7 protein-coding genes are annotated in these 12,179 nt (G+C 58.9%); 5 read left to right on the forward strand and 2 right to left on the reverse strand.

Features of this window, described 5'->3' with window-relative positions:
• Window positions 1-285: 285 nt before the first annotated feature.
• A complete protein-coding gene (locus IB256_RS29105) occupies window positions 286-1,329 on the reverse strand; it encodes a LacI family DNA-binding transcriptional regulator (protein ID WP_192404866.1) in 1,044 nt (347 codons plus the stop codon).
• Window positions 1,330-1,547: 218 nt separating this feature from the next.
• Here IB256_RS29105 and IB256_RS29110 point away from each other — a divergent pair, with 218 nt between their 5' ends.
• The 4 genes from IB256_RS29110 to IB256_RS29125 all read left to right on the forward strand — a co-directional run bounded on the left by IB256_RS29110 (window position 1,548) and on the right by IB256_RS29125 (window position 7,427).
• On the forward strand, window positions 1,548-2,069 hold the full coding sequence (locus tag IB256_RS29110; RefSeq protein ID WP_192404867.1) for a gluconokinase: 522 nt from the start codon (window positions 1,548-1,550) through the stop codon (window positions 2,067-2,069).
• 93 nt (window positions 2,070-2,162) lie between these two features.
• Window positions 2,163-3,515: a GntP family permease gene (locus tag IB256_RS29115; protein ID WP_192223339.1), complete on the forward strand. Its 1,353-nt coding sequence runs from the start codon at window positions 2,163-2,165 to the stop codon at window positions 3,513-3,515.
• A 507-nt stretch (window positions 3,516-4,022) separates the two neighbouring features.
• Window positions 4,023-5,648 carry an NADP-dependent glyceraldehyde-3-phosphate dehydrogenase gene (locus tag IB256_RS29120; protein WP_192404868.1) on the forward strand — a complete coding sequence of 542 codons (1,626 nt, stop codon included), beginning with the start codon at window positions 4,023-4,025 and terminating at the stop codon, window positions 5,646-5,648.
• Window positions 5,649-6,155: 507 nt separating this feature from the next.
• Window positions 6,156-7,427: a RidA family protein gene (locus tag IB256_RS29125; protein ID WP_192404869.1), complete on the forward strand. Its 1,272-nt coding sequence runs from the start codon at window positions 6,156-6,158 to the stop codon at window positions 7,425-7,427.
• A gap of 180 nt (window positions 7,428-7,607) precedes the next feature.
• On the opposite strand, the gene IB256_RS29130 is transcribed toward IB256_RS29125, so the two are convergent.
• Window positions 7,608-8,081, reverse strand: coding sequence for a Bro-N domain-containing protein (locus IB256_RS29130; protein ID WP_192404870.1), 474 nt, complete (start codon window positions 8,079-8,081; stop codon window positions 7,608-7,610).
• 520 nt (window positions 8,082-8,601) lie between these two features.
• Here IB256_RS29130 and IB256_RS29135 point away from each other — a divergent pair.
• The gene (locus tag IB256_RS29135) at window positions 8,602-11,667 is read left to right on the forward strand and encodes a metallophosphoesterase (RefSeq protein ID WP_192404871.1); all 3,066 of its coding nucleotides are present in this window, start codon (window positions 8,602-8,604) and stop codon (window positions 11,665-11,667) included.
• The last annotated feature ends 512 nt before the right edge of the window (window positions 11,668-12,179 follow it).

Raw genomic sequence — 12,179 nt, forward strand, 5'->3', positions numbered from 1 at the left:
GGAGCGCTTGCGTAGGATGGGTGGAGCGCAGCGATGCCCATACAGTCTGCGCACTGGAGCGATGGGTATCGCTGCGCTCCACACCATCCTACAACGCGGTCCCGGCGACTCGGTGCAACCTGCAGGTGCGGGCCATGCGCGCGATCGCGGGCATGGCCCGCTCCTACAAGGGAATGCCGGAGCCAACCCCGTAGGGTGCATAACCTGGAACAGGTTATCCGCCGCTGACCTCCGATGGCGGATAACGCTGGCGCGTTATGCGCCCTACGATCCTTGCGGCGTGCGTCAGCTGCTCTCGCGAACCATCAACTCGAACCCCAGGTCCATCACCGGCGCGTTCACCGGCTTGTCGTTGATGAGGTCGAGCAGGAGCTCGGCCGCATGGGTGCCGATGGCCTTGCGTGGGGTGCGGATGCTGGAGAGGCGCGGGACCATGAATTCCGAGCTGGGCAGGTCATTGAAGCCCAGCACTGCCACCTGCTCGGGGATGCGGATGCCGTGGCGCATGGCTTCCAGCAGGGCGCCGTGGGCCAGGTCGTCGTTGCCGAAGAAGATGCCTTCCACCTGCGGATGGCTGGCCAGCAGCTGGCGGAACAGCTCGCCGCCCAGGCCCACCGAGGATGGGCGCGGCGTGAGGACTTCCAGCGCCGGGTCGTAGCAGCCGGCCTGCTGCAGGGCGCGGCGATAGCCCTCGCCGCGCAGCAGGGTGCGCTGGTCCAGCTGCGCGCCGATGTAGGCCAGGCGCTTGCGCCCGCTCTTGAGCAGGTGTCTGGCCGCGGCCTCCCCTGCGCGAATCTGCGAGAAGCCCACGCAATGCAGCCCCGCGCCGGGGTCCAGGTCCATCATGTAGACCGCCGGCACGCCGCTGGCCTCGATCATCCGCCGGGCGCTCTCGGTACGGTCGAAGCCGGTCAGCAGCAGGCCGCGCGGCTGGTACGCGAGGTAGTTGCGCAGCAGGTTCTCTTCTTCGTCGCGGGAGTAGTGGTAGTTGCCGATCAGCACTTCCAGCCCGCGCGGGTGCATCACCGCGTGGATGGCTTCGAGGGTTTCGATGAACAGCTGGTTCGCCAGCGAAGGCACCAGCACCACGATGTTGTGGCTCTGCTTGGAAGCCAGCGCGCGGGCGGCGGGGTTGGCCACGTAGCCCAGGTCGGCGGCGGCCTGGCGGACCTTTTCCGCCAGTTCTTCGGCCACCGTGCTCACGCCGCGCAGGGCGCGCGAGGCGGTGATGGGGCTGACGCCGGCACTGCGTGCCACATCGTTGAGGGTGGGTTTGCCGGTGGTGCGAGAGCTTTTGTCGTTTTTCTTATCGTTCTTCTGAGCGGTCATCGGGCGGCTTGCCAAACAAAAATCGAGGCACTAAGGTAGCGCTGTCTCGCAGCCAGGGCAATTGCCTGAGGCCGGCTCCCGCCGCCCCTCGCCCGCCGGTGAAACATACTCACCGAGAGCACCGGGACACACCGACTAGAATGACAAGAATACGGAGGCAGCCGATGCTTTTCGTTACGCCCACCAAAGATAGCGCTGTCTCAACACCGAGGCCCTGCATGCTCCCCGCCATCGATGCCGTGCTCATCATGGGTGTCGCCGGATGCGGCAAGTCCAGCGTCAGCGAGGCCCTGTGCCTGCGCAGCGGCGCGTTCGCCATTGAAGGCGACTCCTTCCATCCCGAAGCCAACATCCAGAAGATGAGCGCCGGCATCCCGCTGACCGACGAGGACCGCGCCGGCTGGCTCGACACCCTCGCCGCCCAGCTGCAGAAAGCCATCGCCGCCGGCCAGCGCCCCGTGCTCACCTGCTCCGCGCTCAAGCTCATCTACCGCGAACGCCTGCGCCGCGCCGTGCCCGGCCTGGGCGTGGTGTTCCTGGAACTCACCCCGGAAACCGCCGCGCAGCGCGTCGCCGCCCGCCCCGGCCACTTCATGCCGGCCAGCCTGATCGACAGCCAGTTCGCCGCCCTCGAAGTGCCGACCAGCGAGCCGCTGACCCTCAGCCTGGACGCCACCCGCCCGCTCGACGAACTGGCGGAAGCCGCACACCTGTGGTGGCGACAGCACTCCAACGACTGACGCAATAGCGCCTGCCATCGAAAGATAGCGCTATCTCGATTAATCCAAGAAAGAAGAGCCGCTCCGGCACAAAGACAAAAACAGGAGAGACCCATGCTCGGCATGTCCCACAACACCTATCTGCTGCTGGACGCGGTGGTCACCATCATCGGCCTGATCCTGCTGATCACCCGCTTCAAGATTCACCCCTTCGTTGCCCTGATCATCGCCGCCGGCTTCCTCGGCCTCACCTCCGGCATGCCCGTGGCGACCATCGTCAAATCCTTCCAGGACGGCTTCGGCGGCGTGCTCGGCTTCGTCGGCATCATCCTTGCCCTGGGCACCATGCTCGGCAAGATGATGGCCGAGTCCGGCGGTGCGGATCAGATCGCCCGCACCCTGATTCGCGCCTTCGGCAAGGAGCGCGTGCACTGGGCGATGATGCTCGCCGCCTTCCTGGTCGGCATTCCGCTGTTCTTCGAGATCGGCTTCATCCTGCTGGTGCCGCTGGTGTTCATCGTTGCCCGCCGCAGCGGCGTCTCGCTGATCAAGATCGGCATCCCGCTGCTCGCCGGCCTCTCCGCCGTACACGGCCTGGTGCCGCCGCACCCGGGCCCGCTGCTGGCCATCGGCGTATTCGGCGCGGACATCGGCAAGACCATCTTCTACGGCCTGCTGGTCGCGCTGCCCACCGCTGCCATCGCCGGTCCGATCTTCGGCAAGTTCATCGCCCAGTACATTCCCGGCCAGCCCAATGAAGAGCTGGTGGCGCAGATCGCCCACGAGCCGGACACCAGCAACCTGCCCAGCTTCGGCGTCACCCTGCTCACCGTGCTGCTGCCGGTGTTCCTGATGCTGCTCAAGACCTTCGCCGACGTCATGCTCGCCGATGGCCACGTGATCCGCGCCTGGCTGGACATGATCGGCCACCCGATCACCGCCCTGCTGCTGGCCCTGCTGCTGTCGCTGTACACCTTCGGCCACGCGCGCGGCTTCGATTCGAAGAAGATCCTCAAGCTGCTTGACCAGAGCCTCGCCCCCACTGCCGCCATCGTGATGATCATCGGCGCCGGCGGCGGCTTCAAACAGATGCTGGTGGCCAGCGGCGTGGGCGACGTGATCGGCCACATGGCGGTGCAGGCGCAGATTTCGCCCATCCTGCTGGCCTGGCTAGTGGCCGCGGTGATCCGCATCGCCACCGGATCCGCCACCGTCGCCACCATCACCGGCGCGGGCATCGTGGTGCCGGTCATCGACCTGATCCCCGGCGTCAACCGCGAACTGCTGGTCCTCGCCACCGGCGCCGGCTCGCTGATCCTGTCCCACGTCAACGACGCCGGTTTCTGGCTGGTGAAGCAGTACTTCAACATGAGCGTGATGGAGACCTTCAAGACCTGGACGGCGATGGAAACCATCCTCTCGGTGGTCGGCCTGCTGTTCATCCTGCTGCTGTCGATGTTCGTCTGATGCATTGATTGATGGGTATCGCTGCACTCCCCTCCAGGGAGCTCCACGTAGGATGGCGTGGAGCGCAGCGATACCCATCACGCCCAGCACCTCATCACCCGGCGAGCACCACCAACCGCCCGCCCCGGATTCCTGCAACGAGGTATCGCCCGTGACTTCCTCCGCAACTCCGAAAGCCCCCGTCCAGCCCTCCTGGCCCCGTGATTTCGACATCCGCGCCCGCTACGCCGAGCAGCAGGAACTCCTGCAGCCCGCTCCGGCAAAGCAGCCCAACCCGGCACACCCGTAGGGCGCATAACCCGGAACGGGTTATCCGCCGCCCCACCCGTACACCATAAAGCCGGCGGATAACCGCAAGCGGTTATGCGCCCTACGCCCGTGCATTACTTTTGCTGAATCGTTTTACCTGAGCCGAGCTAGGCTCTAGAACATTCCGTACGGCACATGACCGCGAACGCTCATGCGCCTCAACAGACCAGTCGCCCACCTTCCCCCGAGGGATGAGTCATGCCCGACAACAACAAGCTCGACCATCTGTTCCCCCGCCTCGCCGATATCCCCGATGCCTGGAGCCCCGACGCCCCCGTCGAGCAGCGCGAATACCTGGTCAACGGCGAACTGCGCCGCTGGGACGGCCCGCTCGCCCCGGTACGCAGCCCGATCTTCCTCGCCACCGATGAGGGCGATCAGCAGGTCATCCTCGGCAGCACGCCGCTGCTGGATGCCGACGCCGCCCTCGCCGCGCTGGACGCCGCCGTGGCCGCCTACGACAACGGCCAGGGCGCGTGGCCCAACCTGCGCGTGGCCGAGCGCATCGCCCACGTCGAGCGCTTCCTCGACCGCATGCGCGAGCAGCGCACGGCCGTGGTCAAGCTGCTGATGTGGGAGATCGGCAAGAACCTCAAGGACTCGGAGAAGGAGTTCGACCGCACCTGCGACTACATCGTCGACACCATCCAGGCGCTCAAGGAACTGGACCGCCGCTCCAGCCGCTTCGAACTGGAACAGGGCACCCTCGGGCAGATTCGCCGCGTGCCGCTGGGCGTAGCGCTGTGCATGGGCCCGTACAACTACCCGCTGAACGAGACCTTCACCACCCTGATCCCGGCGCTGATCATGGGCAACACGGTGGTCTTCAAGCCCGCCAAGTTCGGTGTGCTGCTGATCCGCCCGCTGCTCGAAGCCTTTCGCGACAGCTTCCCGCCGGGCGTCATCAACGTCATCTACGGGCGCGGCCGCGAGACCGTCAGCGCGCTCATGGCCAGCGGCAAGGTCGACGTCTTCGCCTTCATCGGCACCCACTCCGGCGCCGCCGACCTGAAGAAGCTCCACCCGCGCCCGCACCGCCTGCGCGCCGCCCTCGGCCTGGACGCCAAGAACCCCGGCATCGTCCTGCCCAGCGTCGACCTCGACAACGCCGTCAGCGAAGCCATCACCGGCGCCCTCTCCTTCAATGGCCAGCGCTGCACCGCGCTGAAGATCCTCTTCGTTCACGAAGACGTGCTGGACAGCTTCCTCGCCAAGTTCAGCGCCAAGCTCGCCGAACTCAAACCCGGCATGCCCTGGGAAGCCGGCGTGGCGCTGACGCCGCTGCCCGAGCCGGGCAAGGTCGACTACCTCGACGGCCTGCTGCAGGACGCCCTGGCCAAGGGCGCCAAGGTCATCAACCCCGGCGGCGGCGAGAGCCGCGAAAGCTTCTTCTACCCCGCGTTGCTCAGCCCGGTGCGCGCCGACATGCGGCTGTACAACGAGGAACAGTTCGGCCCGCTGGTGCCAGTAGTGCCGTACCGCGAGCTGGACGAGGTGATCGACTACGTCCTGCAGTCCGACTACGGCCAGCAGCTCAGCCTGTTCGGCGACGACCCCGAGCAGATCGGCCCGCTGGTGGATGCCTTCGTCAACCAGGTCGGCCGCATCAACATCAACGCCCAGTGTCAGCGCGGCCCGGACAGCTACCCCTTCAACGGCCGCAAGAACTCTGCCGAGGGCACCCTCTCCGTCCACGACGCCCTGCGCACCTTCTCCATCCGCACCCTGGTCGCCACGCGCTTCACCGACGCCAACAAGGCGCTGATCAGCCAGATCATCCGCGACCGCGACTCCAGCTTCCTGACCACTGACTACATATTCTGATAGGCGGCCGGAAAGCGCCCTCTCCCTAACCCTCTCCCTGAAGGGAGAGGGGACCGTTCGGCGCAAGGAGAACCCACATCTTCAGCCGGCACAATCGGCTCCCTCTCCCTTCGGAGCGGGGCGCGCAGCCAAGGCTGGGGAGAGGGTCCTACAGGATAAAACCAAGCTGCCAGCCGGCACGAACTGCCCCCTCTCCCTCTGGGAGAGGGCTGGGGTGAGGGAATCGCTCTAGCGCCGGACCTCCACGAAAACCACCACCCCACTTTCAGAAATCCCTTTCGAAATATCCCGACACCCTCCCATCGCCAATTGAAACAACCCGGTAAGGAGACCCCACTACGCTTGCCATAAGTCAAAGGGGTCACCCTTCAAGACTCGATAGTCTGCGCGCCTCTCGACGAGCTTGATATCCGTCGTCTGAACCGATAGTGGCAACGACCGATATCGCAATGGACGAAGCGTTTGCCACCCAATCCACGGATTCCCAGCGAACAAGGGAGCACCAACATGAGTGGCTACAACGCAGTTCTGGCACGTAACACCGACAAGGCCCCGGAAAACCTCGGCCCCTACGCCCAAACCGTCGCCTTCTCCCACTACAACAACCTTGCCGCCCAGCTGCCGGTCGACCCGAGCAGCGGCAAGCTGGTGGCCGGTGGCGCCAAGGAACAGGCCGAACAGTGCTACAGGAACCTCAAGGCCGTCATCGAAAGCATCGGCCACAGCCTGAACGACACCGTTCGCATCTCCATCTTCCTGACCAACATCGCTGACGCCGAAGCCGTCGCCAAAGTGCACGCGGCCTTCTTCCCCAACTACCTGCCGACCCTCACCACCGTCGGCGTAGCCGCCCTGCCGCTGGGTGCCCAGGTACAGGTCGAAGCGCTCATCACCTGCGGCGAAGGCACCATCCCCAGCGCCCCGCAGGCCGGCGACCTGATCAAGGTCGAACGCAACACCGAGAGCGCGCCGCTGAGCCCGCTGTCCACCCAGACCGTCGCCTTCTCTCACTACAACAACCTCAGCGCCCAGCTGCCCATCGACCCGCGCACCGGGAAGCTGGTGGCCGGCGGCGTCGAGGAACAGACCCGGCAGTGCCTGCGCAACATCAAGACCATCCTCGAAAGCATCGACGTGCCCTTCGACGACATCGTGCGCATCACCGTCTTCGTCAAGAACCTCGCCGACATGCAGGCCGTGAACCAGGTCTACACCACCTTCTTCCCCGACTCGGCTATCGCCCGCGCCGTCGGCTACTTGCCGGCACGCACCGTGGTGCAGGCGCAAGCCTTGCCGATGGATGCCCTGGTGCAGGTCGAGGCCGTGGTCTCCCACGGCGACGGCACACCCCCGCAGGCCGTCGAAGACCGCCACGGCATCATCATCAAGGCCCACAACACCGACGCCGCGCCGAAGTGCCCCTTCTCCACCCAGACCGTCGCCTTCTCCCACTACAACCACATCTCCGCCCAGCTGCCGCTGGACGTGAAGACCGGTGAACTGGTGGCCGGCGGCATCAAGGAACAGGCCGGCCAGTGCTTCAAGCACCTCAAGGCCATCGTCGAAAGCATCGACCACGCCCTGGCCGATGTGGTGAAGGTCAACCTCTACCTGAAAAACATCGACGACATCCCCGCCGTCGATGAGGTGTACGCCAGCTACTTCCCCGGCGGCGTCCCCGCCCGCCGGACAGTTGCCGTAGGCGCATTGCCCAAAGGCGCGCTGATCCAGATCGACGCCGTAGTCGCCAACGCCGAAGGCACCCCGCCGGCCGCCTGATTGGCAGACGCTAATCCAGCCCTATCCGGCTAACACCACCCCATCCCCACACGCCAAACGGCCCCCTCTCCCTTCAGGGAGAGGGCTGGGGAGAGGGCAACGCCCAACTCTGGAATCTCCGGCCACCTGCTCTTGTAGGAGCGAGCTCGCTCGCGAACCCACCCCACTCCAAACCAACAATCACTCCCTCCGCCACCATCTCCCGCGCCGCTCCTCGCGCATCAACCGCGGCACCTCCCCCATCGGCACCCAGTACTCCCCCTGCCAATCCAGCACCGCCAGCGACCGCCCCTCGCCTTTCGCCAGCAGCCGCCTCGGCAGCCCCGCCGCCACCCGCTCCTGATCCCTGAGCGTCGGCAGCACATGGCCGGTGATCCACATTCGCAACTGCCGATGCTCCGGATCGCGAAAACGGTGCAGCACATGGAAAGCGCCGTAGTCACTGACCAGCAACACGACCTCCTCGCCGCTACCCGTCACCAGGCGCGCCTCGCGAAAGAGGTCCTCATCCATTCGAAGTACGTAGGCATCGACCCGCTCGCGGATCAGATAACCCAGCTCGCGGGCGACCAACCAGGGCTGGTTGTCGATCAACACGCCGCGCAGGGAACGGTTGTAGCGGTGGAAAACGGTGGGAACGTAGATGTCGTCCATGGAACAGCTCCTATGTGTGAGAAGCCGCCACGTCCGTCGCCAAACGGATTGGGTGGCGGAACCGCGCAAGGTTGGCGAACCGGCACATAGATCCGGCAGACCCGAAGGTCTCCCTGCGCGGCCCGCCATAGCGAAGAACCGTGGACGTGCGGATACGTCACGGTTTTGCGAAGCGATACCGCGCCTATGTGTTCCGGGTCGCCAAACCCTCTCCCCTGTCGCTTTCACAGGGGCGTCGGGAGGTTATGGGGAAGAGTTACAGCGGTCAAGCCGGGGCAGTTCGCGCATACAGATCAGTTTTCTTATCCGGCGTTTGTGACTGGCAGAGGCCGGCCAGAAGCGGTCACTCTGCCAAATGAAGTGAATCTGTACATTTTTCTAATGCATGCACCACTTGACATTACGCTTACTGGGCCGTATCCGTAGCCGTTTAAGCGAGCATCCACGTTTCGCTTGGATCTGATCGCATTAAAGATCTGCCGTACACATTTCAGTCGATAGCTAAAGGGAGTTTCCTCCGGTGAAATTAGGTGTTCTTCATTTAAGCGATATCCATTTTCGCTATGAGACAGATCCTGCGAGAAAATATGGGTCCTGCATTGCAAAAGCCTGCTATGAATCTGCGCATCAAAGCGATGAGTTTATTATTGTCGTGACTGGCGATATCGCTTTCGGCGGTCAAGAAATTGAATATAAGTATGCGACAGAGTTGCTCTCCACAATTTTAGACCTGCTTCAAACGGAAATCGGCAAGCCCGTTAATATTTTTCTGGCCCCAGGCAACCACGATTGCATACTAAAGCCAGAAGACAAAATACGCGAAACCATTATTGAAAAAATAGTTGAAACACAGGGGCAGGATCTGAATGAAGATTTTGTAAATCTATGCACTAAGGCGCAGAGAGAATATTTCGCATTCGAGGCTAAAATGCGAGTTTTACAGCCTGTGTATGAAGACAGTCTTTGGAAGGAATTCGAGTTACCGGTAGGAGGAGGTATTCTCAGGGTTTCCTCAATCAATGCGGCATGGATGTCAAGACTTCATGAGACAGCTGGCCAGTTAGTTTACCCAATTCAAAACTATGCAGAACATTTAGAAGCACCTTGCACCCTTCGACTGGCACTAATTCACCACCCTCTGAACTGGTACTGCCAGCAAACGTATCACCCGATGCGGCACGCCTTAAAAACCCACTGCAACGCGATACTGTCAGGACATGAACACTCTATTGGCTCAGAAATCATCACAGGTAAGAGTGGTGAAACTTTGATGCTGGAGGCTCCGGCATTACAACCGCATGAAGGCCATCTCCAGCCACAATTCACGTGCCTGCTTTTTGAAACTGAAAGTAAAAAAGTTTATGAGGCAAGATTCAATGCCTCAGACTCATTACCTGAGCAGATAGGCGAAGAAATCGAACATAGCTTCGACACAAGTGCCAAGTGCAAGAAGCTCAATAAAATTCATCCAGATTTCGTGAAAATCTTGATGGATCCGGGTGGAAATTTCACGCACCCAATACGAGGCGCCTTGAACGCCGAAGAAATTTTTGTCTACCCTCAGATTGAGGAAAATGATTCAGAAATAGAAAAGAAACCCATCTACGGAGACGAGATATTTGCAGACTGGGAGAAAGGAAAACGAATACTTATATTAGCAGACGATGAGGGTGGGAAATCGTTTCTACTGCGAAGGTATTTTTCTGACATCCACAATAGCGGCGGGATTCCATTATACATAAAAAGCGAAGAAATAAGATCAGTTACAGATCGAGAAATTGATAAGCTTATCGAACAGATTGCCACACATCAGTATGTGAATGCAGATGAATTCAAGTACGCCGAGCGATCAAAGAAAACAGTATTGATAGATGACATAGATAGAATTAAGGGTGACCTTAAAATTCAGGAGAGATTAGTTGAAATACTCCAGGCCCGCTTTAATTCCGTCATTGTAACTGCCCACTCCAGATTCAGACTCAGCGAGTTGGTTGGCGGCAACACCTCTAAGAGTCTTATTCAATATACCTCTTACAAGATCAGGCCGTTCGGGCATCTGCTGCGCAACACCCTCATTAAAAAGTGGTGCATGCTCGGGGATGTAAAAAGCCTCGTAGACTTCGATAGGAAAGTTCATGGAGCAGAGACCTTAGTAAACGGTATTTTAGGAAAAAGCATCGTTCCCGCGAAGCCTGTGTACCTACTGATTTTTCTTCAAGGCAAAGAGCAGAACGAACAGGGAGAGTTGCAGAACAGTAGCTTCTCCTACTACTACCAATACCTAATAACTAAAAGCCTTAAAGAGGCTGGTTATCGCACGGATGACTTGGATGAGATATTTTCTTATCTTTCCCAGATGGCATGGCACTTCAAGGAAAAAGAACGTAAAGAGCTGAGCGCGGTCGAACTCAGGGAGTTCAATACGAAATTCTCTAACGATTTCACTTCTGTAGATTTCGATCGAAGAATTGAATTACTTTATCAGTCAAAAATCATCGCCAAAAGCGGAGATTACTATCGATTTACTTATGCATATATTTACTATTTCTTCGTTGGGAAATATTTGAGCGACAATCTGCATGAGCAAAAAACCATGCAAGTGGTTGAGAAATACTGCGAGCAGTTGAGCATCCGTGAAAACGCAAATATAATTATGTTTCTCACTCATCATTCTAGTGATCCGCGAGTGATCAGCAAAATATCTTCCACTCTCGACTCATGCTTTTCAGAAAATGAACCACTCCATCTCAATGGAGACATGAAAGCTATTAACAGCCTGGTTGAGTCTGCGGCCAAGCTAGTAATCCAAGAACTAAACGTTGACGCGAATCAAAAAGAGAATAGAAAAAATCAAGATCGACTCGACTCCGAGCAAAGCATTGAAGAGCACGAAGAGATTGCCAACTCTTCAGAATCACATGACGAAAATGCGAAAGAGCTAATCGGAATCAGCTCGCAAGTAAACCTAACAATAAAAACCTCTGAAATATTGGCGAATATTGTAAAAAACTACTATGGCTCCATTAAGAAAGATAAAAAGCAAGAATATATAGCTAGCATTTTCGACAGCTCACTACGCACCCTGAGCAAGCTTTTCTCCGAGATCCTTGAGCAGCCTGAAAGATTTGTTGTAGAAATTGAAAAGGCGCTCGCTGATCGCTTCCCTAAAATGCAAGAAGCTGAGAGAACCGCGCAAGCTAAAAAACTTTCATTCCAGATGATAGGCCTGATTACAACATCATTTATTGCGAGAACTGGCAGCTTGGTAAGCTCTGAGAAAATTCGCGAAGATGTTGCCAAGGCCGTTAGCGATAAAGCAGCCAATGCATATCGATTAATTGAAATCGCATCCTGCCTGACACAGCCCGGTCATATTCCATTCGACAATCTCGAAAAGCTGGCAAGGGATCTGAAAACTAATATTTTTGCGTTCACGGTTCTGCAAAGCCTAATTTACTATCACTTGCATATGTTTCACACAAGCGACAAAGATAAACAGCGCCTTTCGTCCATTGCACATATAAGCATTCAGCAGTCGCGACTAATTGATCAGAAATCACGCAAGACGAAATTTGACTCTTTATAGCCGCAACCCTTACTTGGGCTGAACTTTCTGATAATTGGAGCATAGTTAGGTAGGGAAATAGTTTCCAAGTGGTGCCATCTTATCAAGTGGATAATGGCACCACTTGGCGACTGAAATGGGATAAATCTATTTATCTATTGATCGCCTTCTGTCGGCTGCCACGAGCAGCTTAGGGTCGATTTCAGCCGATTCTAAATGATCACTTCTGGCCAATAGCGGCCTCGTCCTAACAGTCCATTAGCAGCAACCGAACGCATCTGCATCCCTTGGCACTGCCAAGTGACCGTAACTATTTATTGCGCAGCGTGCTCATCGAACAGGGAGGCGATCCCCCGCCCTGAACCTCCACCCCTGCCCCGAAATCGCCGCCAGCCAAGGCGCGCAGCCGCGGCAAATTAACCTGACGCGCACCGCAGAAACCCGGAGATAGACCAGTCGAGCCGGCGAGCCAGAGCGCTTGCCACCGCGCTGTCATAAAAATTTCACAGGACCCGATCACAGTATGGCAGCCC

The organism is Pseudomonas sp. PDM17 (genome assembly GCF_014851985.1).
Lineage (GTDB): Bacteria > Pseudomonadota > Gammaproteobacteria > Pseudomonadales > Pseudomonadaceae > Pseudomonas.

What these genes read in the sequence shown, in the direction of transcription:
- IB256_RS29105 (WP_192404866.1), bottom strand. Translation starts at nt 1,329, where the DNA reads ATGACCGCTCAGAAGAACGATAAGAAAAACGACAAAAGCTCTCGCACC.
- IB256_RS29110 (WP_192404867.1), top strand. Translation starts at nt 1,548, where the DNA reads ATGCTCCCCGCCATCGATGCCGTGCTCATCATGGGTGTCGCCGGATGC.
- IB256_RS29115 (WP_192223339.1), top strand. Translation starts at nt 2,163, where the DNA reads ATGCTCGGCATGTCCCACAACACCTATCTGCTGCTGGACGCGGTGGTC.
- IB256_RS29120 (WP_192404868.1), top strand. Translation starts at nt 4,023, where the DNA reads ATGCCCGACAACAACAAGCTCGACCATCTGTTCCCCCGCCTCGCCGAT.
- IB256_RS29125 (WP_192404869.1), top strand. Translation starts at nt 6,156, where the DNA reads ATGAGTGGCTACAACGCAGTTCTGGCACGTAACACCGACAAGGCCCCG.
- IB256_RS29130 (WP_192404870.1), bottom strand. Translation starts at nt 8,081, where the DNA reads ATGGACGACATCTACGTTCCCACCGTTTTCCACCGCTACAACCGTTCC.